This is a genomic window from Lysinibacillus sp. GJ-1, from assembly GCF_021166035.1.
Taxonomy (GTDB): domain Bacteria; phylum Bacillota; class Bacilli; order Bacillales_A; family Planococcaceae; genus Lysinibacillus; species Lysinibacillus sphaericus.
Window position 1 is genome coordinate 3561611 of the sequence record NZ_CP088912.1, and the last position, 24549, is coordinate 3586159.

At 38.8% G+C, this 24549-nt stretch carries 20 protein-coding genes; 4 read left to right on the plus strand and 16 right to left on the minus strand.

The window, feature by feature from the left end; translation table 11 throughout:
- Window positions 1-76 precede the first annotated feature (76 nt).
- The 5 genes from argD to acsA form a co-directional block, all read right to left on the minus strand.
- A complete protein-coding gene (gene argD / locus LO754_RS17600; protein WP_231784922.1) occupies window positions 77-1207 on the minus strand; it encodes an acetylornithine transaminase in 1131 nt (376 codons plus the stop codon).
- Window positions 1208-1272: 65 nt separating this feature from the next.
- The gene (gene argB, locus LO754_RS17605) at window positions 1273-2037 is read right to left on the minus strand and encodes an acetylglutamate kinase (protein WP_231784923.1); all 765 of its coding nucleotides are present in this window, start codon (window positions 2035-2037) and stop codon (window positions 1273-1275) included.
- Window positions 2000-3232, minus strand: a complete 1233-nt coding sequence (argJ, locus tag LO754_RS17610; protein WP_231784924.1) for a bifunctional glutamate N-acetyltransferase/amino-acid acetyltransferase ArgJ — start codon at window positions 3230-3232, stop codon at window positions 2000-2002. The genes argB and argJ overlap by 38 nt, the downstream gene beginning before the upstream one ends.
- Window positions 3233-3319: 87 nt before the next feature.
- Window positions 3320-4354, minus strand: coding sequence for an N-acetyl-gamma-glutamyl-phosphate reductase (gene argC / locus LO754_RS17615; protein ID WP_231784925.1), 1035 nt, complete (start codon window positions 4352-4354; stop codon window positions 3320-3322).
- A 233-nt stretch (window positions 4355-4587) separates the two neighbouring features.
- Window positions 4588-6315: an acetate--CoA ligase gene (acsA, locus tag LO754_RS17620; RefSeq protein WP_435892040.1), complete on the minus strand. Its 1728-nt coding sequence runs from the start codon at window positions 6313-6315 to the stop codon at window positions 4588-4590.
- 521 nt (window positions 6316-6836) lie between these two features.
- On the opposite strand from acsA, the gene LO754_RS17625 reads away from it, so the two are divergent.
- Genes LO754_RS17625 through LO754_RS17635 form a run of 3 tightly spaced genes read left to right on the plus strand, consistent with a single transcriptional unit; the run spans window position 6837 to window position 9301 of the window.
- The gene (locus LO754_RS17625) at window positions 6837-7469 is read left to right on the plus strand and encodes a GNAT family N-acetyltransferase (RefSeq protein ID WP_231784926.1); all 633 of its coding nucleotides are present in this window, start codon (window positions 6837-6839) and stop codon (window positions 7467-7469) included.
- A gap of 24 nt (window positions 7470-7493) precedes the next feature.
- Entirely contained in the window at window positions 7494-8141 is a 648-nt protein-coding gene (locus LO754_RS17630; RefSeq protein ID WP_024363762.1) for an acetoin utilization AcuB family protein, read from the plus strand.
- Window positions 8141-9301: an acetoin utilization protein AcuC gene (locus LO754_RS17635; RefSeq protein WP_024363761.1), complete on the plus strand. Its 1161-nt coding sequence runs from the start codon at window positions 8141-8143 to the stop codon at window positions 9299-9301. Before LO754_RS17630 ends, LO754_RS17635 begins: the two co-directional genes overlap by 1 nt.
- A 90-nt stretch (window positions 9302-9391) precedes the next feature.
- Here the strand turns inward: LO754_RS17635 and ccpA are convergent, their stop codons facing one another.
- Window positions 9392-10396, minus strand: a complete 1005-nt coding sequence (gene ccpA / locus LO754_RS17640; RefSeq protein WP_024363760.1) for a catabolite control protein A — start codon at window positions 10394-10396, stop codon at window positions 9392-9394.
- Window positions 10397-10572: 176 nt separating this feature from the next.
- Entirely contained in the window at window positions 10573-11658 is a 1086-nt protein-coding gene (locus tag LO754_RS17645; protein WP_024363759.1) for a bifunctional 3-deoxy-7-phosphoheptulonate synthase/chorismate mutase, read from the minus strand.
- A 172-nt stretch (window positions 11659-11830) separates the two neighbouring features.
- Here LO754_RS17645 and LO754_RS17650 point away from each other — a divergent pair, with 172 nt between their 5' ends.
- Entirely contained in the window at window positions 11831-13987 is a 2157-nt protein-coding gene (locus LO754_RS17650; protein ID WP_231784927.1) for a cell division FtsA domain-containing protein, read from the plus strand.
- Between the two features lie 225 nt (window positions 13988-14212).
- Here the strand turns inward: LO754_RS17650 and LO754_RS17655 are convergent, their stop codons facing one another.
- From LO754_RS17655 to LO754_RS17695, 9 genes are all read right to left on the minus strand, one after another.
- On the minus strand, window positions 14213-14722 hold the full coding sequence (locus tag LO754_RS17655) for a YtxH domain-containing protein (protein WP_024363757.1): 510 nt from the start codon (window positions 14720-14722) through the stop codon (window positions 14213-14215).
- A gap of 131 nt (window positions 14723-14853) precedes the next feature.
- Window positions 14854-15360: a DUF948 domain-containing protein gene (locus LO754_RS17660; protein WP_025220330.1), complete on the minus strand. Its 507-nt coding sequence runs from the start codon at window positions 15358-15360 to the stop codon at window positions 14854-14856.
- 113 nt (window positions 15361-15473) lie between these two features.
- Window positions 15474-16787 carry a UDP-N-acetylmuramate--L-alanine ligase gene (murC, locus tag LO754_RS17665; protein WP_024363755.1) on the minus strand — a complete coding sequence of 438 codons (1314 nt, stop codon included), beginning with the start codon at window positions 16785-16787 and terminating at the stop codon, window positions 15474-15476.
- A gap of 222 nt (window positions 16788-17009) precedes the next feature.
- Window positions 17010-20441, minus strand: a complete 3432-nt coding sequence (locus tag LO754_RS17670) for a DNA translocase FtsK (protein WP_231784928.1) — start codon at window positions 20439-20441, stop codon at window positions 17010-17012.
- 207 nt (window positions 20442-20648) lie between these two features.
- On the minus strand, window positions 20649-21263 hold the full coding sequence (gene ytpR / locus LO754_RS17675; RefSeq protein ID WP_024363753.1) for a YtpR family tRNA-binding protein: 615 nt from the start codon (window positions 21261-21263) through the stop codon (window positions 20649-20651).
- Window positions 21260-22084, minus strand: coding sequence for a DUF1444 domain-containing protein (locus LO754_RS17680; protein ID WP_081769926.1), 825 nt, complete (start codon window positions 22082-22084; stop codon window positions 21260-21262). Before LO754_RS17680 ends, ytpR begins: the two co-directional genes overlap by 4 nt.
- 70 nt (window positions 22085-22154) lie before the next feature.
- Window positions 22155-22673: a hypothetical protein gene (locus LO754_RS17685; protein ID WP_025220334.1), complete on the minus strand. Its 519-nt coding sequence runs from the start codon at window positions 22671-22673 to the stop codon at window positions 22155-22157.
- A 94-nt stretch (window positions 22674-22767) separates the two neighbouring features.
- Window positions 22768-23289, minus strand: coding sequence for a DUF84 family protein (locus LO754_RS17690; protein WP_024363750.1), 522 nt, complete (start codon window positions 23287-23289; stop codon window positions 22768-22770).
- 58 nt (window positions 23290-23347) lie between these two features.
- Entirely contained in the window at window positions 23348-24424 is a 1077-nt protein-coding gene (locus LO754_RS17695) for a M42 family metallopeptidase (protein WP_024363749.1), read from the minus strand.
- Between the last annotated feature and the right edge of the window lie 125 nt (window positions 24425-24549).

Below are 24549 nucleotides of genomic sequence, written 5' to 3' on the forward strand. Positions count from 1 at the left end.
AAAAGTGTTAGATTGATTGCAGTCAACCTAACACTTTTTTCGTTTTATCTATAGTAGTTTACAAGCCAACGATAGATTATCGTAAAATTGTTTTTAAAATTTGTACAGCTTCGTCAATCTCTGCTTTAGTCACTGTAAGCGGTGGTAAAAGTCGAATGACATTTGAGCCTGCGCCTACCAGTAGTAACCCCTTTTCCTCCGCTGCTGTAATATAAGGCGCTACTTCTGCTTCACCGCAACCAATTCCAAGTAATAATCCTTGCCCTTGTACCGTATAACTTGTTGGTAAATTGGCTTGCAATTGCTTCACAAAATATGAAGATAAGTCTTGCACATTTTCTAAAAAACTTGGCTCAAATACATAATCAAGGACCGTTTCCGCAACATGCATTGCTAATGGATTCCCACCAAATGTTGTACCATGCGTCCCTGGACCGAATGTGTCATAGAACTCTGCTGTACCTAACATTCCTCCCACTGGGAATCCTCCGCCTAAGCCTTTTGCTAATGTCACAATATTTGGTTGTAACACGGTTTGCTCATATGCATAGCGCGTCCCTGTTCTTCCAATACCAGTTTGCACCTCATCGACAATTAATAAAACACCTTTGTCTTCGCAAATTTTGGCGATAGCAGCTGCAAATTCAGGCGTTACACTATTAACACCACCCTCACCTTGAATCATCTCCAGCATAATGGCTGCAACTGAATCGTCAACGGTTGCCTCAAGTGCCGCTACATCATTGAATGGAAGTGTTGTAAATTTATCGACAAGTGGTCCAAATCCATTATGTACCTTACCTTGACCAGTTGCTGACATTGCGCCAAACGTGCGACCGTGAAATGATTTTTCAAAAGTAATGATATGATGTTTTCCAGTATGCTTACGTGCTAGTTTGATGACCGCTTCATTAGCTTCAGCACCACTATTACAGAAAAACGCATACTTCAAATGTGTATCTGCTACTAATTTTTGAGCAACTTTTTCTTGCCCAGGTATATCAAATAAATTCGATATATGCCAAAGTTTTTCACTTTGTTCTTGAATCGCTTTAACAATAGCAGGATGTGCATGCCCAAGACTAACAACAGCAATGCCGCTTGTGAAATCTAAATACTTTTTGCCACTAGCATCTTCCACAACAGTTCCTTGCCCTTTTACGATTTGTGCACGACGTTTGCCATAGTTTCCAAATAAAGCACTCATTCTATCAGCTCCCCAAGTTATTTTTTAGGACGTCATCTCCACAACATGACGTCCATCCCTTCCCCTTACGGCAAAATCGTTGTACCTACTAATGTATCTCCAACAATCTGCACTGATGGAATTCCTGCATTTAGACAATCGATTGCCCCTTGCACTTTTGGAATCATTCCACCGTAAATATGCCCTTCCTCAATCCACTGTGTTATTAATAAAGGCGTTACTTCTGTTTGATAATCGCCTTGAATACGAATACCGGAGACATCCGTAACAAGAAGTAAACTCTCCGCTCCCACAGCGAGAGCTACTTCACTCGCCACAGTGTCTCCGTTAATATTAAGCGCTTGACCCTCTAGATTCGCCCCAACACACGCGATGACTGGCACAATTCCAGCAGCAATTAATGCTTCTAACAGCGATGTGTTCACGGATTGTATCTCACCTACAAAGCCGTATATGTCCTTGTCTAAAAAGTCTGCTACAAGTAATTGCCCATCAAAGCCATTTAAACCGACTGCCGCAATCCCCGCTGTTGTTAACTCGTGTACTAGCGCAGGATTAACATTCCCGATTAATGTAGACTGGACAACATCCATTGCTGCTTCACTCGTTACGCGAATACCATTTAATGTATGAGATTCAATATCTCGTGCAGCTAGCTCCCGATTAATAGCAAGGCCGCCGCCATGTGTAATAATAAGTTCAACGCCACTCTCTTGTAGCTTTTTAAAATTGTCAAAAAAATCGTCATTTAAGCCTTCAAGCGTACTACCACCTAGCTTAATCACCATGCGTTTACGAGCGGTATGATGCATTGATTTGAACATAGTCATACGTTAAGTCACATCCCCAAGCATGCCCTTTGCCTTCACCTATGCCAAGTGACACGTGAATTTTAACTTCATGCATTTTTAAAATTTGGATTAATTCATCTTCTGAAAAGGCAATTGGCTCTCCGTTTTCAACCATTGTTGCGCCACCAATTTGAATGGTAATTTTGTCAGGGTCAACTGTCGCGCCACTATAGCCAACCGCTGCAATAATACGTCCCCAGTTCGCATCGCAACCAAATACAGCTGTTTTGACAAGTGGCGACCCAACTACTGTTTTCGCGATTTTACGTGCCTCGTCATCTGAAATAGCACCTTCTACTTCCACCTCAATTAGTTTCGTTGCACCTTCTCCATCTTTTGCAATCATTTTGGCTAAGTCTTGTGCCACGGTTTTTAAGGTATAGTAGAAGTTATGCCAATCAGGGTGTGCTGATGTTAAAGAATTATTGCCAGCTACACCGTTTGCCATCACGACGACCGTATCATTTGTCGATGTATCGCCATCCACTGTGATGGCATTAAATGTTAGGTTCGTAATATCTGATAAAGCTGCTTGTAATACATGCGATTCAATATTCGCATCTGTTGTAATAAAACCTAGCATTGTTGCCATATTAGGTTCAATCATTCCCGAACCTTTCGCTACACCTGCAATAATAATATCTTTGCCATCAATGATTGTGCTATAGCTTGTATTTTTCATAACAGTATCAGTTGTCATAATGGCCTGTGCAAAATCAATTGCACTCTCTAAGCAATCTTTTGGTTGTAGTTGCGATATCCCGCTAGCTACTGGCTCCATATTCATAATTTCACCAATTACACCCGTTGAGCACACACCAACTAAATTTGCTGCAATCCCTAACTTTTCAGCTGTTAAAGCTTGCATTGTTTGCGCATCCTTTACACCTTGCTTACCCGTACAAGCATTCGCATTACCGGAGTTGACAATCATTGCCTGCATTTTTTTTGTTGTGTAAACAACTTCTTTCGTTACTTTTAATGGTGCTGCCTGAACCGCATTTGTAGTAAATACGCCAGCTACACTTGCTGGTACGTCACTAACTAAAATAGCTAAATCTTTTTTCTTATGCTTTAATCCACAATGTAACCCCGCTGCTTTAAACCCTTTGGGCGATACGATGTTTTTACTTGATAATTTTTTCATAACGTTTGTTGACGCTGTTAATGTCATAAACTAATTCCTCCTTAGTTTCAAGAGTGACTGGTGACTGGCACCAAAACAATTCTAAATATTCAAAATAGTTTAGGTGACTGGCACTTAAATGAACAATGGCACGACATATAGGCCTGTTGTTTGTGGTAAATCCAATTGTACATTCATATTTTGAATCGCTTGCCCAGCAGCACCTTTAACTAAATTATCAATAACTGCAACAATGGTTGCTCGATTTGTACGGCTATCAACTTTTACGAAAATATCACAATAGTTAGAGCCCTTCACACGATTTGTAGTAAGGCTATTAATATCTGTTATCACTCGGACAAATGGATGTTTTTCATATGTTGTTTGTAGGCAAGTCACTAATTGTTCCTCAGTAATGCCAGGCATTACGGGTGCATACGCTGTCGATAAAATACCTCGTGTCATTGGAACTAAATGTGTATTAAAAGTAATGGTCGTCTCCACATTGGCAAACATTGAAATGGCTTGCTCAATTTCTGGAATATGTTGATGTGTATTTGTTTTATAAATGGAGAAGCTTTCGTTCACTTCACTAAAGTGCGTTGTTTGCGATGGTTTATTGCCAGCACCAGAAATACCACTTTTCGCATCAATAACGAGATAATTCGGGTCGATCAATTGCGCTTTTAATAAAGGTAATAACGACAGCAGAACAGCTGTTGGATAGCATCCTGGATTCGCAATAAGAGAGGCATTTTTGACATTATGCGCATTCCACTCTGTTAAGCCATAAACACTTTGCTCAATAATTTCTAGTGGTGCTGCCTTTTTCCCGTACCATTGTTCATAGCTTGCTGGATTCTTTAAACGAAAATCACCTGATAAATCAATTAACTTCGGACCTTTTCCAACTAAAGGTGGTAATAACTCATTTGTCACACCCGAAGGCGTACTTGCAAATACGACATCCAATTTCGATAATGCTTCATAATCTATTTTTTGCAATGGCGAATCTATAATTGTTACTAAATGTCCGAACTTCGAAGAAAAAACGACACCTTCTTCAGAAGATGTAAATAAATCTATCTGTTCAACCACTGGATGATTATGTAAAAAACGAATTAATTCTAACCCTCCATAACCTGTTGCACCAACAATTCCTACTTTCATTCTACTCACCTCTAAAATAAGTTAAAAATAGTATACGTCTGCATAAATATTAAGTCAACTGAATTTTTATTTAATCCTAGTATTTTCTTAATCTTCTGTTATAAATTTCAGGAATACAGATTGGCTACGATAAATTCAGAAAAAAGAAGGTAGGAACTCTTTCATAGTCGAATGAATTCCTACCCTCTATATGTTTTCTAATTGAATAAAAATAAATTGCCTATTGCCCCTTCTTAATCTTCCATCGTCGAAAGATCACCAGTTGGTAAATTTAACTCCCATGCCTTCAACACACGTCGCATAATTTTACCACTTCTTGTTTTCGGTAGCTTTTCCTTAAACTCAATTTCACGCAGGGCCGCATGAGCTGATAATCCCCTTTTGACAAACTCGCGAATATTCTCAATTAAAGCATCAGATGGTTCAACACCTTCACGCAAAGATACAAATGCCTTAATAATTTCTCCACGAACAGGGTCTGGTTTTCCAATTACACCTGCTTCAATGACATCTGGATGTTCTAGTAGCTTGCTTTCTACTTCGAATGGTCCTACACGTTCTCCAGCTGTCATAATGACATCGTCTACTCGACCTTGGAACCAAAAATACCCCTCATCATCCATATAAGCTGAATCGCCCGACACATACCATTCACCTTTTAGGAAGTATGATTCGTATCGCTCAGGATTACCCCAAATTTGACGCATCATCGTAGGCCAACCTCGACGTACCGCTAAATTGCCCATAGTAAATGGTGGTACTTCATTTCCCGCATCATCTACAATTGTCGCATAAACGCCAGGCAATGGTTTGCCCATTGAACCCGGTTTAATATCCATACTTGGATAGTTACAAATCATATGCGCGCCGGTTTCTGTCATCCACCACGTATCGTGAATACGATGCCCTAATTCGTCACATCCCCAACGTATCACTTCAGGGTTAAGGGGTTCTCCAACAGACAATACATGGCGTAATGATGATAAATCATAATTTTCTAACATTCCACTACCAGCTCCCATTAACATACGGAAAGCTGTTGGCGCACTATACCAAACTGTAACACTATAATCCTCGATTGCTTGATACCATGCTTGTGGTGAGAATCGACCACCAACAATCAGCATAGTCACCCCATTTAACCATGGACCAAAAATGCCATAAGATGTCCCCGTTACCCAACCTGGATCTGCTGTACACCAATAAATATCATTGTCGCCTAAATCTAGTACCCATTGTGTAGATTGATAGTGCTGAATCATTGCATTATGCACGTGTAACACACCTTTTGGTGCACCTGTCGAGCCAGAAGTATAATGTAAAATCATACCGTCTTCACGGTCCATCCACTCAATATCAAATGTAGCAGAGGCCTCTTTCATACGCTTATTAAAATCTAAAATTTGCGGTGTTTCTTCTATATCAGACCCTATTAAAAATACATGTTGCAAGTTAGGCAGTTTATCTAACGGTACTCGACCCAGTAACTCAGGCGTTGTAACTAACACTTTTGCATCGCTATCTGAAAGACGGTCATATACCGCTCCTTCCATGAATGCTTCGAATAGAGGCCCTACAATAACCCCCATTTTTAATGCGCCTAATAAAGAAAAATAAAGCTCTGGTGAACGCGGCATAAAAATAAATAAGCGATCGCCTTTTTTTAAGTTTGTCGCTGATTTAAAAACATTGGCAGCCTTGTTTGTCAGCCTTTTCATTTCATTAAAAGAATAGGCTTCTTTGCGTTTTCCATCCGTGTAATACAGTGCAATTTTATTTTTTCTAGCCGTTTCTGTATGGCGATCAATAGCCTCATAAGCCATGTTTACTAATCCTGTTTTATGCCAACTAAATGCCTTTTCAGTTTCTGCCCAATTATGATTCGCTGCTGCCTCCTCATAATTTGGCAAATGATAGTGCCCTGGTATTGCCTTCAATTTCTCCATTGTTTTCATCCCCATGAAATTACCCCTTCCTTTTTTGCTTTAGTCCATTCGTAAGCAAATTTCAAATCGTACTCACGATACCCCTAGCAATTAGGCCTTGACGTACGCGTAGCTGCCTGTCACATCGTTTGCATTTTGCTTGCGTGCAATATAATTTCCCTTGAAGCCTCTTATAAAGGATAAAAAGAGAACCTCCATCCCCATATGGAAAATTAAATTTAATAATGGCAATTGAAACAATTTCGCCATATAAAACAGCTACTGAATGCTATTAAAATTCGCTACTTTCTCCAAAGACAAATACGTTATGTAGCAATTGTTATAGAACAGTTTATGCGCTATAAATATGAACAATGCTTACAATACAACATTCATCTGTTAAATAACAGTTGCAATATACATCTATTTTACACGAATTTTTCAAGAATGTCTCAATATTTTTATTTTTCCGAAAATGTAGTTATATTTCGCAAATTTAAGCGTTTTTCGGCTTTAAATCAGCTATAATGGAATTATTAAACTCAGGTGGTGTAATTATGGAACATAAAAAGACTTTTTTTTCTGTTACAAAGGAGACAAAGCATGGTACTGTTTATGTGGAAAGGCCTGTTCCTCCAGAAAAATTAGCTACGTATACATTCCACGAGGGATTAGTTGCCTTTAGACCTCCTAAACAACAACAGCAAGCCATTATAGAAATCGCAGGGCTTCCTGAAGGTCGCATTATTATCATTCGAAAAGACAACATTATTGTAGGCTACGTCACCTATTTATATCCCGATCCGCTTGAACGTTGGGCAGAGGACCGCATTGATAATATGATTGAGTTAGGAGCCATTGAGGTAATTCCTGACTATCGTGGGACTGGGGCTGGTAAAGCCTTGCTTTCGGTGTCCTTTATGGGGGATGAGATGGAGGATTACCTTGTTATTACAACTGAATATTATTGGCATTGGGACTTAAAAGGGACTGGGTTAAATGTATGGGATTACCGCAAAATGATGGAACGAATGATGAGCTCGGCTGGTTTCGAATATTTTGCTACAGATGATCCTGAAATTACATCGCATCCAGCTAACTGCCTAATGGCTCGGGAAGGCAAACGAGTGCCTCCTGAAACGATGGAAAGATTCGATAGGCTCCGTTTTAGAAATCGCTTCATGTATTAAAACCAACACAAAGGGGATGAGTATATGATTGTAGAAGAAATTATGAATGATGAGCCTTATACACTGGCTCCTACAAATACTGTGTTAGAAGCGCTGAAATTGATGCGTGAGAAGAAGGTGCGTCATTTACCTGTTATAGACAATGAACACCACGTTCTCGGTGTAATTACAGAGCGAGATATTAAAGAAGCACTGCCTTCGCCATTGAAGGATGAGCCGAATTCTCCTGTCTTTAGTGCCAAGGTAGAAGATATTATGATAAAAAATCCACTTGTCGGTCATCCTCTTGATTTTGTAGAGGAAGTTGCACTCACTTTTTATGAAACGAAGATCGGTTGTTTACCAATTGTCTCTGGGGGAAAACTTGTCGGTATCGTCACTACAACCGATTTGCTCTACACATATATTGAGTTAACCGGTGCAACTGAACCCGGCTCTAAAATTGAAATACGCGTGTGTGATACACCGGGCGTGTTATTTGAAATTACAAAGATTTTTAATCTGCATCATGCAAATGTCCAAAGCGTCTTAGTATATCCTGATTCTGAAAATACACAAAATAAAATTTTAAGCGTCCGAGTAAAAACACTAAACCCACTTGCTATCATTGAGAATCTTCGCAAAGAAGGTTTCGACGTGTTATGGCCTAATCTACCAGGTGTTTCATTATAATGAAAAAGGCTGTCTTTGTTTATTCGCCAGAACAACTCGGATATAAATTTTCAGATACACATCCTTTCAATCACAAACGCTTGACGCTAACGATGGATTTACTAAAAAATATAGGGGCGCTCGATGATGTTGATATCGTTCCTGCACGAATTGCAACAGAAGAAGAACTCTTGCTCGCACATGATCCAAAATACATTGAAATTGTAAAAAATGCAGGGCATGGTAAACTCAGCGAGGCACAATGTGCAAGCTATGGTATAGGCACGGAGGATACACCTATCTTTAAAAATATGCATGAAGCAAGTGCCCAACTTGTAGGTGGCACATTAACTGCTGTCGATTATGTGATGGAAGGAAAAGCCGAACATGCGCTAAATCTGGGCGGTGGGCTACATCATGGTTTCCGTGGGCGCGCTTCAGGTTTTTGTATTTATAATGATAGTACTGTAGCTATACGTTATTTACAGGACAAATACAAAGCGCGGGTGCTATATGTTGATACGGATGCCCATCATGGTGATGGCGTACAATGGAGTTTCTATGATGACCCCGATGTTTGTACATTATCGATTCATGAAACAGGTCGCTACTTATTCCCTGGAACAGGTAATATAACTGAACGAGGCAATGGGCAAGGCTATGGAACTTCATTTAACTTTCCAATCGATGCATTTACCGAGGATGATAGTTTCTTAGACATATATGAACAGGCAATGCGCGAAGTCTTTGAATTTTTCAAACCCGATGTTGTATTAACGCAAAACGGTGCAGATGCACATTATTTTGACCCATTAACACATTTATACGGTACAATGAATATTTATAAGGAAATTCCTAAGTTAGCGCACAAGCTAGCGCACGAATATTGTGATGGCAAATGGATTGCGGTTGGTGGTGGAGGCTACGATATTTGGCGGGTTGTACCACGCGCATGGTCTATGCTATGGTTAGAAATGACCGATCAAGAAAAACCATCAGGTCCCTTACCACAAGCATGGTTAGAGCGCTGGCAACCAGAGGCACCCGTGCCGTTTATTCCTACATGGGAGGACCCAAATCCTCTTTATGAGCCCATTCCACGAAAGGCAGAAATTGAAGAAAAAAACGCGCAAATGTTAGAAAAAGCGCTACATATTATTCGCACTGAAAAGCGCAGTTAAGCCGCGGTGCCAGTCACCCAAACAATTCTAAAACAATTCACTTCAATAAAAAAACACGCAAATCTTACTATTAGATTTACGTGTTTTTTGTTATTTGCTTTTAACAGATTGTCGCTGTTCAATGCGATGTGGTAAAATAACCGCTTCGTCCTCAACAGGCTCTTTATTCATAAGTTTAGTCAATAATCGCATCGCAACAGCTCCGATATCATATAGCGGTAGTGCTACACTTGTAAGCTGAGGGCGCACCATACGAGCTAACTTAGAATTTTCAAAACTGATAACTTCGATATCCTCTGGCACATTTTTCCCAGCATCCTGCGCACCATGAATCAATCCGATAGCGAGTTCATCGCTTCCTGCAAAATAAGCAGTTGGAGGATTTTCTAGAGCAGATAACGTTTCCCATGCCTCTAAGCCCATATCATAGCTAGATTCCTCTGCAGCAATTAGTGATTCATCTATACTTAAGCCTGCATCTTGCAATGCTTTTTTATAAGCTTCAAGCTTGAATTTGCCATTAATTGTATAAGTAAGTGGGCCAGTTACAAAGCCAATTCGTTTATGTCCATTTTGAATCAATAACGAAATCGCTTCATACGCTGCCTGGAAATAATCAATATTCACAGTGGCAATTGTTTGTGATTCGTCTACAGAACCTGCAAGAACAATCGGAACTGGCGAATGATCCATCGATTGTTGCATTTTCTCTGTTACTTCATCACTCATCATAACAATACCGTCCACCTGTTTGCCTAGCATTGTATCTAGCAGCTGTAGCTCTTTATCTTCATGTTGGTCTGAGTTGGCAAGAATAATGTTGTAGCGATACATTGTCGCAATATCCTCCACACCACGTGCCAGCTCCGCATAAACGTTATTTGCAATATCTGGGATAATCACGCCAACTGTTGTTGTTTTCTTACTCGCTAACCCTCGCGCTACTGCGTTCGGACGATATTCTAATCGTTCAATTACTTCTAATACTTTTTTTCGTGTTGCTGGTTTTACATTTTGGTTACCATTAACTACACGAGAAACGGTTGCCATCGAAACATTTGCTTCTCGTGCAACATCATAAATTGTAACAGTCATCGTACGTGCCTCCCTTTTTCCTTTTATAGCCTTATCATACGATAATTTTCGCATCATTTTCAAGAAGAAGTACGTACATGAACAGAAATACCAAGTACAAATAGTACTGCTCTAGACATTAAATTGTCACGATATAATAAACACCGCCTGCTTAATGCGCAAGCGGTGTGAAATCATTATGCATGAATTTCATGATTCTTCATGAATTTTTGTAGCGTTTCGTAGAATGCATCGAATGTTGGAATATCCATTTGTTGTTGTGAATCAGAAAGTGCTACAGATGGATCTGGATGCACCTCTGCCATTACACCATCTGCTCCAATGGCAATTGCTGCTTTCGCACATGGTAATAATAAGTCACGTCGACCAGTTGAATGTGTTACATCGACGAATACTGGTAAATGTGTTTCTTGTTTTAAAATTGGTACTGCTGAAATATCTAATGTGTTACGTGTTGCTTTTTCGTACGTACGAATACCACGTTCACAAAGGATGATGTTCTCATTTCCTTTAGACATAATGTATTCTGCTGCATGAATGAACTCGTCAATCGTTGCTGCTAAACCACGTTTTAATAGTACCGGTTTATTTGTAGCACCTGCTGCTTTTAATAATTCGAAGTTTTGCATATTACGTGCACCAATTTGGATTACATCAATGTAATCAAGTGCTTCTTCTAAATGACCTGGTGTCACAATTTCTGTAATAACACCTAAACCATATTCTTCAGATACACGCTTTAAAATTTTAAGCCCTTCTAATCCAAGACCTTGGAAGTCATATGGAGAAGTACGAGGTTTGTATGCTCCACCACGGATTAACTTTTCACCTTTAGCTTTAATAGATGCCGCAACGGCTGCTACTTGCTCATATGATTCAACAGCACATGGACCAAATACAAAAGATGGTTTTCCTTGGCCGATTAGTTCACCATTAACATTAATGACAGTATCTTCTGATTTTTTCTTGCGTGATACAAGTAATTCTTTCTTTTTATCCGCTTCAAGTTGTTTTAAAGCTGTTTTAAAGATTTGTTTAAAAATATAATCTACCGTCATTTGGTTTAATGGACCGTGATTGTGCTCTTTAATAAGATCAAGCATATGTCGTTCGCGCAATGGATCATAGCGGTTAACACCTTGTTTTTCTTTAATTTTACCGATTTCATCTACTACAGCTGCACGTTCGTTAATTAGACGAAGAATTTCTAAGTTTAATCCATCAATCTGACTACGTAAGCTTTCTAAATCCTTTTGGCTCATACTTCTTGCTCCTCTCCCTATGACAGACACTTTCAGAACTCTGAAATGTATGTTACATTTTTAGATATTAGCATCATTATAATCAAAGTTGTTCAGAATGTCACGCATTTTTAATTTAGCGCTTCAACTCGCTAAATTATTTTGAGATATTTCGAGGAAGGAAGCGATTACATTGAGTTCAAAATTATTTGCGCTTGATATCGGTACACGTTCTGTTGTTGGCATTATTTTAGAAGAAGATAATGATCATTTTCATGTACAAGATATTTTAGTAAAAGAGCATAAAGAACGGGCCATGGTAGATGGTCAAATACATAATGTCATGTACGTGGCAGAGTTAATAAATGAGATAAAACAAGAGCTAGAAGAAAAGCACGGACCTTTATCAAAAGTAAGCGTTGCTGCTGCAGGTCGTTCATTAAAAACCGAGCAGGCAAGTGTGACCATTAATATTCGTAACCGTCCTATCTTTACTGAAGAAGATATTAGTCGCTTAGAATTACAGGCCGTTCAACAAGCCCAGCAACAGCTCCTACAACATAAAGAGGATACGAAAACGAGTCACTATTATTGCGTTGGTTATTCAGTCCTTTATTATCGTCTAGATGGTGAAGAAATTGGTAGCCTTCTTGATCAGCAAGGTGACGAGGCACAAATCGAAGTGATTGCCACTTTCCTTCCTCGTGTTGTAGTGGAATCACTGATTGCTGCATTAAAACGGGCAAATTTAGAGATGGATGCACTAACATTAGAGCCCATTGCTGCCATTAATGTTCTTATTCCACCTACGATGCGCCGTTTAAATGTTGCACTTGTCGATATTGGTGCTGGTACTTCAGATATCGCCATTACCGATAAAAGTACAGTTGTTGCCTATGGTATGGTGCCGACAGCAGGAGATGAAATAACCGAAGCGCTTAGTGACCATTATTTGCTTGATTTTCCTGTTGCCGAGGAGGCAAAGCGCCAACTGCATTGTTCAGAGGAGATATTAATTCAAGATATTTTAGGATTCGATCAATATTATCCTAAAGAAGAAGTGCTTTCTGCAATTGAACCAGCTGTTAAACAACTCGCCAAGGCGATTGGAGAAGAAATATTACGTCTTAATAATCGAACTGCTCCTAAAGCCGTAATGCTCGTTGGTGGAGGTAGTTTAACACCTAACCTTACAACTGAAATCGGTCTAGTACTTGATTTACCAGCAAATCGTATTGCCGTTCGCGGTGTCGATGCCATTCAAAATTTAACAAAGGAAGCGCACATTAAAGCATCCCCTGAATTAGTAACACCTATCGGCATAGCTATTGCTGCAAAGAAAATGCCGATTCAATATATGAGTTTAACGGTAAATGAACAAATTGTACGCCTGTTTGAATTAAAAGAAATGACTGTTGGCGATGCCTTTTTAGCTGCCAATATTCGTGCTAAACAATTATATGGCAAGCCAGGTCATGGTTTATCCATTAGTGTGAACGGACAAGATATTTTTATACCTGGTGGCCACGGTCAACCAGCACAAATTTTAGTGAATGGACAACAATCCTCTACAAAAACAATTATTAAAACGGGGGATGCCATTCAGCTAATAGAAGGACAAGATGGTCTTCCAGCTACTGCTACAATAAGAGATATAGTAGATCAAGCAGTCATTAAAACGATTACAATTCAAGGAACAAAATATGTCATTGAACCTAAAATTACGGTTAACGGTTCATCCGTTTCAATGGATGCTCTCGTAAACGATCGTGATATTATCGCATATGAAATAGCGGAAACAGTAGAAGACGTTTTTACATCGACGAACAATACCAATTTACTGAAACAATTTGAATCATATGTTATTTACGTCGATGGCAAGCCATTATATTTACCAGCGTTTTCTGCGAATTTACTAATTAACGGAAAACCAGGAAAGCTGTCTTATGCTGTTCAACATAACGATATTATTACTTTTTCCCAACCATCGTTACCAACTGTACAAAAAATCGCTGATCATATGAATGTGTTGTTGGAGGACAAAATCATTGTCCATTTTCAACAGGAACTGTTAGAGTTGAAAAAAACGACGAATGAAGTGCTTGTTAATCAAGCTGTTGTTTCACCGCTCTCTACGGTTCCTAATGGAGCGACGGTTAGCATTCAAGAGAAAGATCGAAGTCCTTGGATTTATCAGGATGTGTTCCGTTTCTCGAATTGGCAGCTCCCTACAACATTTAAAGGCAACTTTACGATTTTACGTAACGGACAGCCCGCAACCTTTGATACAGAAATTTTCGGTGGCGATCAATTAGAAATTGTACTCGAAGAAGCACCTTTATCATTGTAAAAAAGTAGGTGCAAAAAGAAAAAGTGTTAGATTGACTGTAATCAATCTAACACTTTTTGCTATGTTGTTGATGTTAGGCTACGGCGAGGGCTTCCTGCGCGGTTTGTGCCATCTTATATGCGTGCTTTACGGTACATTCCACATGCTCACAGGAGTCACCACCACCGTTTTCATCAACTAGTACTAGTGTAGTGTTCTATAGGAAATCCTAAATTCCCCTTTAGTTTACGCTCGAACCTCTTGTGCTTTCTCTTGCTTTTCAACAGTTTGTTCAGTTGCTTCTACTACGTCCTCTTGTTTTACTTCACCACCATCGATAAATTCATCAAGTGGCTCTTCCCCTTCAAAAGAAACCGTTCCATCATCAAAAACAGTTGGTGCTTTTGCAGACTTAAGCGTTTTAACTTTCTCTACCAATTGTGAAGATTGCTCTTGAATTTGTTTTGATAGTTGCACTGTTTTATCCTTCGCTGTTGACGAGAAGTCTGCACTTTTATCTTTTAAATTAACGGCTTGCACTGCCACATCACTACGTAAATCTTTCCCTGATTTTGGAGCTAATAATAACCCTGCTGCTGCCCCCACTATACCTCCAACTAAAGCGCCAATGACGAAATCTTTCATGTTTACACGCTCCTCTTCATAGATCGATTCCTGCGAATTATAAAGCTGTGGTAATGTACTTTCAAGTTGTTGTTCTTTCACTTCGTTAAAGTTTGGCTTTTGTGTAGTCATGGACAATTCCTCCCATTTTATAATCTAATGCGCCTAGACGTCTGTATTACTACTTGCGAGCAACACATGAAAATCGCCTAAGGCTTTATTTATATTCAGCAGGTGTCAATAAAGCACCTGCTCAATAATAATTATTTTTTGCGACCCCATTTTCTTTTCGGCTTGTCCGATTGAACTTGTTCAAAATTATATACGTCCTCAGGCATTATTTCTGGTGCCTGCTCAATAATTTTACGCTTCTTCCATTTATCTGCAATACCCATTGCAACATTACTCCACTGTACAACTTGCGCAATTTTTTCTTCGTTCTGTTCAACGCTTTTAGAAATAGATGATGTAATTTGCTGTACGGATGCATTTAAACCATTTACAGACTCACCCATACCTTTCACTGCATGAACAACAGAATTTAACTGCTCCGATTTTTGTTGAATATCTTCGGCTAAGCTATTTGTTTTAATTAACAAAGAAGTCGTTTCACGTGTAATGCCTTCCATTTGTTTCTCAATGCCTGATAATGTGCCTGATAAACTGCTAAGAATGGATTTGAGCGAAAATAACGTCATACCGACGCTGACACACAAAAATAAAAAACCGATTGCTGCAATAATTGCTGCGATATACAAAATGACTTCCATAAAATAGACCTCCTGCTAGTAAGAATTCTCTCTATACTATTACTTACCTTATCTTCGACAAATAAAACTTAAATCCTTCTCAAATTTTAGAAAAACAGCTTATTCCTTACGGATTAAGCTGTTTCGTTGTTTTTTAGTACATCTTCAAAGGCATCTTGGAACTTATGAACATCGCCTGCGCCCATAAATAAAAACACTGCGCCTTTATGCTTTGTTAAAACATCAATACCTTCTGTAGTAATTACAGCACTTCCTTCAATAAGAGAGGCTAAATCTTGAATTGACAGTGCACCTTGCGTTTCCCTTGCTGAACCAAAAATATCGCAAAGGTATGCTGCATCTGCCAAACTAAGGCTATCAGCAAAGTCCTGTAAAAATGCTTGCGTACGTGTGAATGTGTGTGGCTGGAATATAGCTACTAATTCACGTTCTGGATATTTTTGTCTAGCCGATTGAATCGTTGCACGTATTTCTGTTGGGTGATGTGCGTAATCATCAATTAACACATGATCCCCGATTTTCGATTCCGTAAAACGTCTTTTTACACCTTTATATGTGTTTAAACGTTCTTGAATAATTTCTGATGAAATACCCTCGTATTGGCAAAGTGTAATAACAGCTAATGTATTCAACACTGCATGGTCGCCAAATAGCGGAATAAAGAAAGTGCTATAAAATTCATTGCGAACAAATACATCAAATGTTGTGCCTTCTGTTGTTTTTTCAACATTACGTGCTTCGAAGTCATTTTCAGCTCCGAACCCATAATAAACAACAGGCACTTTCGCTTGAATACGTTGCAAATGCTCATCATCACCACATGCAATAATTGCTTTTTTCACTTGTAAGGCAAGTGATTGAAAGGCTGCATATACATCTTCAATGTTCGCGAAGTAATCCGGATGGTCAAAGTCAATATTCGTCATTACTGCATAATCAGGATTATAGGCTAAAAAGTGTCGACGATACTCACATGCTTCCATCACAAAGAAGTTTGCATTTTCATGTCCTGCACCAGTACCATCACCAATTAAATACGATGTTGGTTTATATCCGCCAACAACATGCGCCATTAAGCCCGTTGTAGAGGTTTTGCCATGCGCACCTGTAATGGCAATGGATGTGTAATTGCCAATATACTCACCAAGAAATTTGTGATAACGAATAATTTCTACACCGATTTCACGTGCTCGCACTAATTCAGGATGGTCATCAGGAAAAGCATTCCCTGCGATTATTGTCATACCTTCTTTAATATTATCCGCATTAAAAGTAAAAATTGGAATATTTCGTTCACGTAACGGTTGTTCCGTAAAGAAATACTTATCAATATCTGAGCCCTGTACTTGTTCACCAGCATCAAATAAGATTTGTGCAAGCGAACTCATGCCAGAACCTTTAATGCCTGTGAAATGAAAAACTGTCATTAATTAAACCCCCCGGGAAATACAATATCCCATCTATCATCTATTAGGTGTATCGTATTTTGTACTAGGTATTAATACCTTTACACGTACAGAAAAATACGTACTATGTTAAAACATCTTGTCTATTATAGCACTATTTATGCACAAGGATAAATGTGCAACTTTTCTAAAAAAACTAATTTTGACGAAAGTCAGATAATCTTGACGAAAACACCGCAATTCTTATTCAAACATAGCAATTAAATCTTGCTCAGTAATATAACTTTCACGCGGTTTACTACCTCGTGCTTCTGACACAAAACCATGTGATTCCAGCATATCAATTAAACGTGCAGCACGATTATAACCGATATGATACTTGCGTTGAATAAGAGAAGTCGAAGCTCCACCTGCTTCATAAACAAAGCGACAAACATCCTCAAACAAATCATCTTGCTCTGCAGTAACTTCTGATTTCTTTAAAAGTTCCTCTTGATCGAATATATAATCTGGTTCACCTTGCTCACGAACATGATCGATAATCGCTTCTATTTCATCATCTGTTACAAACGTCCCTTGCAAACGTACAGGTGCCGACATGCCATTACCTAGATATAACATATCGCCTCGTCCTAGTAAGCGCTCTGCCCCTTGCCCATCTAATATTGTACGTGAATCGATTTGTGAAGATACCGCAAAGGCAATACGGGTAGGGATATTAGATTTAATTAGACCTGTAATAACATCGACAGAAGGTCTTTGCGTGGCAACAATTAAATGAATACCACAAGCACGTGCCTTCTGCGCAATCCGACAAATCGCTTCCTCAACATCTGCTGGCGACATCATCATTAAGTCTGCTAACTCATCAATAACAATTAAAATATAGGGTAATTTTAAACTATGCTCATTGTTTTTATCTGCTAAAGCGTTATAACGTGTAATATCACGCGCACCTGCATGTGCAAATAGCTGATAACGACGCTCCATCTCCTCTACAGCCCATTTTAACGCTGCTGTTGCAGCCTTTACATCCGTAATAACCGGACTGACTAAATGGGGAATATGATTGAATGGCGCAAGCTCTACCATTTTTGGGTCAATCAGCATAAGTTTTAATTCATGCGGTGCAGCTTTATATAATAAACTAACCAAAATGGAATTGATACAAACAGACTTTCCTGAACCAGTCGCCCCAGCAATTAAGCCATGTGGCATTTTTCGTAAATCAATTGTCACTGGCTTCCCTGTTAAATCGAGACCAAGTGCCGCTTCAAGTGGTGAATCAGAATCGAGGAATGACGCACTATTTGTCACTTCCGATAAACGAACAGCACGAGATACACGGTTAGGAATTTCTATTCCGATCGAACTCTTTCCAGGAATCGGCGCCTGTATTCGAATGTCTTTTGCCGCTAAAGCCAGTTTTAAGTCATCTGCTAAATTACGAATTTTACTTACCTTTGTACCATGACTAACTGTAATTTCAAATTGAGTAACGGCAGGACCTTGCATAATCGATTCTATTTGTGCTGACACTTGGAAATAAGATAGTGCTTCAACTAGTGTATCCCCTTGTTGCTCCATCCACTCTGTATCTTGTGTTTTCTCCTCAGGTGGCTCCAAAAATTCATCCGTTGGCTTTTGGTACACATGAATAGGCTTTTGAGGTGTTATTTCTTTTTCAGGCTCTATATTTAAAATTTCCAGTGAATCATTAAGTTTCTCCTCAATGATGTTTTGATTATCATTTGATTGTGCGATAGTTTTTTCATGTAATAAATCCGTTTCGACAAAAAGCGTTGCAGAAACTTCTTCACTTGCATCCACTGTAATTGCTGGTTGTTCTGCTTGGCGTAAAGCATTTGCAACAAACGGTGGTGTATTTTCTTCAAGTGTATCCGCTTCACTTGCTAACTGTTCTGCTTGATGAATTGCATTTGGAACAATCGGTGATACTGGATTTGCTTCATGTGCATCCGCTTCACCTGCTGACTGTTCTGCTTGGCTTACTTCATTTGTGACAATCGGTGATACTGGATTTTCTTCAACAGCAACAGTATCCACTTCAATCGCTAGCTGCTCTGCTTGGCGCATTTCATTTGTGATAATCGGTGATACTGGTTTTACTTCATTTGCATCCGCTTCAATTGACTGTTTTTCAGTTGGCATCCGCGTCATTGTTGCAACAGGAGACATCGTGATAACAGGATTACTATTAGATTCTGTCATTTTGGAAAAAGGTTCTTGGGATGATGTCTCTATTGAAGATGTATTTACATTTTCTAACAATGCTCCATCGTCGATTTTGTCATCATCGGAAGTAACCGCTATCTCGCTTTGTATTTTTTCTGTAGTCGCTGGCACTTTCGATTTTAATTGTTGTGAAATGCGCCATTTTTCTTTATCTGTTTTTAACATTAAGACATTAAATGGAATGCGACTCTTTTCTTGCTTTAAAGATGACTCCTCGACTACCTGCTGTTCATTTTCTTCACTCGTCGGCTGAACAACCGTCACTTCTCCAATATGGATTGTGGAATTCTCTATTTGTAATTGTTCCACAACGACTTCTTTTACATGAATTTCGGATTGATCTGCTGATAGCTGTTCAACAGCTAGTTCTTGTTGCACAGCATCTTTAATTTGAGCTTCAAAATTTACAGCAAAAGATGTTGTTTGTGGTATAGGTAGCTCTATATCTGCTTTATCTGTCAGTTCGCTTTTCTCTGGAATTTCAAGCTCTTCAAATGTAATCGGCTGCTTTGGTGTTGCTTCAGTAGAAGCTTCAAAAGCTACTTTGCTTGACTCTGTCACTTCAACTTCTTCAAAAGTAATTGGTTGCTTCGAAGTAGCTTTGCTATTCGCATCAACGATTGCTTGACTTTGCTCTATCACTTCAACATCCTCAAATTCACTTGAATGCTTCGCTGGCACTTCCTTTAAGCTTGATATCTCAAGCTGTTCATGTAAATCATTTGGCGTAATGGTAGGCTCTTTTTCTTCTAGTATATTTTCAATAGGCTTATTTGTTGTCGCTTCTTTTGCAATCATAGCAATGGAGGGCTTTTCCGCTTCATGTTCCTCCTTGCGTTTATTTAATAATTGCTCGATTGGACTTGGTTTTGCAAAACCATAAACTGGCGAAGGAACATCCGTTGGTACAAAACGTTTACGATTTTGCGCCATAATTTCGGCAGTATTTTCCTGTTTCACTTGTGGTTCTTTTATAACAGGTGTTGCTTCAACTTGTGCATCACGAAAAACCATACTCGCTTTTGTCGGATATTCTTGCTTAGGTTGAACACGTGAAATTGTCGTTCGGCCAGTTCGTTTCGAACGATTTTCTAAAAGCTCACGAATTCCAGAAACTTCTATGTCATATACACGGGAATCTACAACTTGATGATTTAAATGTTTTGGTAAAGATAAATCTTCAATTTGGCCATATACATCGTCCATTTGATTAAACATTTCTTTTGGTTGTGAAGCAGGTTGCGGCAACTCTGGTTCATCGTCAATTAAAGGGAAACGAAAAGCTTTTTGTGAAGGTGCTTGCGTCTCCTTTATCGGCTGTTGCTGCTGCGGTTGCTCCTCATACTCTTCGTAATATTCTTCATATTCATAGTCATCTCTATTTAAAATTTTATCTAATTTTCTTTTAAACCAATTCACGTTGTTTCACTCATTTCTCTTACACTTCTTTTATAGCATTGTCTAAGACTATTAAAATCGGGTACTAAAACTATGTTCAATGTCCACATCAAAAAGCATACCATAAAAATGATATAGAAACTCGTATTTATAGGCTCAATCTAGACAAAAAATCGTTATACCACCAGCTATTGGTAGCATAACGATTTTTGCTTAAAACTTATTCGTTTAACGGCTTGGTGTTTCAAATGCACTACCTACTACAGCATCTTCAGGTAAAATTAAAATACCTTTTTCAGATGGTGCATTAGGAATGGCTAATTCACGCGCTGAGCATAACATACCAAAAGAGTCAACACCACGTAAATTGCCTTCTTTAATCAGCATACCTGATGGCATAACAGCTCCAATTTTAGCAACGACTACTTTTTGACCAGCATCAACGTTTGGTGCACCACATACAATTTGTAGCGTTTCTTCTCCTACATTGACAGTACAAATACTTAATTTATCAGCATTTGGATGCTTTTCTTTTGTTTCTACATAGCCCACAACAAATTTAGGTGAAAAATCTACATCCAGGCTAATTGTAGCTCCATTGTTCGTAATAGCAGCTTCAAGCTGTGCAACAAATTCTGGTGTAATCTCTACATTCCCCTGCGCCTCAACTTGCACATACTTACTTGCATTAAATAAGTTAAATGCTTTTATTTCCCCTGTTTGTGCTTCTTTTAAAATGGCAATATCACCAGCACGTTCTACCTCTGTTTTCACAATTGCCTCTGTTGCTAATTGTACTAATAGGACATCTCCCACATGTTCTTTGTTGTAAAATACATTCATTGTTTTTCTTGCTCCTTCTTTACTCTGTTTTTTGCTAGTATAAAGATTGGTTCTAGCTCTCCATCTTCATAAATAAATGATAATGACGTAATCGGTACTGTTCCTACCGTAAAGAAATGCATCGTCATCTGTGCTAATACATCATACCCTGTTTCATTGCGAATATCACCTAGTATTAATACATCTTGATGAGGTACAGATACAGTCATATCCCCTTCAATTTTTGAGCGCATATCTTTTAAAAAGCTTTCATTTAAAATACGACTGGCATCATAGCCATCATTGGCATTAATAAAATAAAAGACATTGCCAGCTACTTCGTCTTTCTTATAATTGGTTGGTAGTTGCTTAACAGAAAAACGCGCCATTTCTCGGATTTGCTCTACAGTTAATTTTAACGTTTCTAACATGGATTCATCAATAAAGCGATACGTTTTTCCTAAATCGAGTGCATAGAAAATACGTGTTTCGGCAGTATGCTCCGTTGTGATAAAAGCATGTCCTTCTTTCGAAGCTTTCGGATAAGATGTGGCACGAATAACCGGATAGATTTGCCCAGATTGTTTAAAGCCTTGCTCCTGCTCCTGTTCCATTGCTAAAAAAGTTTGCTCAATCGTATAGACAACTTCTGCAATCGCCGCTTCTTGCTTTTCATTATATTTTGCTAAAATACCTGGTAAAGAAAGCTCCATCCCTTTGTCTAGTTTTTTATGATTTAAGCGTAATTTATCTTGCTTTTTATCAAATTGAAAATCAAACTTTTGCTCATTTAACTGTTTTTTTAATAGGGACACAAGTTGCTCTGATTTTATTTGTTTCAATTCGCTCACGTCCTTTCTTCATAATGAAGCGGCTCACATAGATTTGTGAACCGCTCTTCAAACGATGCAATTATTTAATCTTAACCGAATGAACGATTTTCGTCATCTCATGAAGATTATTTTCAATATTATTTGCTGGTGAAATAGTCGTCATTTTTACACCACCACTGCTGACAATTAACTCAAATTCATCTTTATTATCTGTTTTAGACACCGCAGAGAAGCCGAAAATACCATCCTTGTCATATGTAGTTTCATTAATGACTTTCTTTGAACGATCTTCTTTTAGCAGATTATAATAAAGCTTACTATCGTCTTGTTCACGATCATTGATAAAAAGAATATAGGAATTCGTTCCTTTTGATATTAAAATATTATAGGCATCTGAACTATCCTCAATTTTGAACTTTGACGGTAAAAAAAGTTGAATTTGACCAATTTTGTCGGTATACGCTTCTGGCTCTTCTGCAAATACCTTTTCTGTCATTTGAAGTCCACTAGCAATTTGTTCATCAACCGATTGATTACAACCCGAAAGCCCCAAAAGTAATAGCAGTAAACCTAATGCTTGAAGCCTTGCATAAGACATTTCAATCTCCCTTTCATTGCTAACTTTTTTCTATTTTAAAAAAATTCTAGATAAGTTGCAACTTCACTGCTTCGTTCTCACTAGTTCTAAGACACTATCTTTGTGCTAATGTGAACAAATATTGTCCAACAAGCAGCGCGACAATATGCTCAAACATTGTCTGTCTACTCACTATCCCTTGCGTAAAAATACCTACAGCCCCTGCGCCTTGACGAATATCTAGACGTTGCGTATATTGTTCCATTACAGGACCAAGCTCCCTGCCACCCCTTATTTCCTGGGCAATTTCTTCTGGCAAAATAATTTGTGCACCTGCTGCTGTAAACGTTGTCCCATCAGCTAATGTTAGTGCTCCCCAATTGCAGACATACATCACACCATCTATTTCAGTGACGCCACCTTCAAGTCCAAAGGATAGTGCTGCATCGGTCGCAAGGGCTGTATTTTTCGCCCGATTGATGGCCCCTAATCTTGTTTCTTCCGTAGTTAAAGGTTGCTCTGATACTTGTGAGGCGGCTTTAAAATATGTAAAATTTACTTTTTCAAAATATTGATTAACAATCGCTTGCACTGCTTGGATTTTTGCTTTATTCGTTGTCCCAATCGCTATTTCCATTGATATCCCTCTTTCTTTACATAGAAAAAAGATGCCCTAAAGGCATCTTTTCTGTTACTTATACATTAGCGCGAATCGTTTCTAATGTCGAACGATCTGCTTTTTTCACTAATTCTACGATTAATGCTTTAGCTGCTGCATAGTCATCAATATGAATGATCGATGCTGACGTATGGATATAACGCGAGCACACACCAATCACAGCACTTGGTACACCGTCATTTGATGTATGTACACGACCAGCATCGGTGCCGCCTTGAGATACAAAATACTGATATGGAATATGATTAGATTCTGCCGTATCTAAAATAAACTCACGCATACCACGGTGTGTGACCATTGTACGGTCAAGTATTCGTAATAATGTCCCTTTACCAAGTTGACCAAATTGATTTTTATCTCCAGACATATCGTTCGCAGGTGATGCATCTAACGCGAAAAATAAATCAGGTTGAATCATATTTGCTGACACTTGAGCGCCACGCAATCCAACTTCTTCCATAACATTGGCACCTGAATATAAATGAGAAGCTAATTTTTCATCTTTCACTTCTTTCATTAATTCAATCGCCAGTCCACAGCCGTAGCGATTATCCCACGCTTTTGCCATTATTTTTTTCGGATTGGCCATCGGCGTAAATGGACATACTGGGATGATTGACTGTCCTGGGCGAACGCCAAGAGCAATCGCATCTTCTTTATTGTCCGCGCCGACATCAATCAGCATATTTTTGATTTCCATTGGTTTTGCACGTTCTGCATCTGTAAGTAAATGCGGTGGAATGGATGAAATTACACCTGGAATTGCACCGTTTTTAGTATATACTTCTACACGTTGTGCAAGCATCACTTGGTTCCACCAGCCTCCAAGTGTTTGAAAACGAATTAACCCATTATCAGTAATAGATGTAACCATAAATGCTACTTCGTCCATATGACCTGCTACAAGTATTTTAGGGGCATCTGCTACTTCACTATGCTTGACACCAAAAATACCACCTAAATGATCTTGGATAACCTCATCTGAGTACTTCTGTAGCTCTGAACGCATAAATGCACGTACTGCATGTTCATTGCCTGGTGCACCCGGTAATTCCGTTAAAGTTTTAAATAATTGTAATGTTTCCTCATTCATGATGACTCTCTCCCCACGAAGTAGAATTTTCTTCCTTGCTTATTGTATCATAATTATTTCAGAAGTCGAAATATTGATATATTTCATAAAAGTCCTTTGCAATGAACGTGCATTCACTCTTTGTG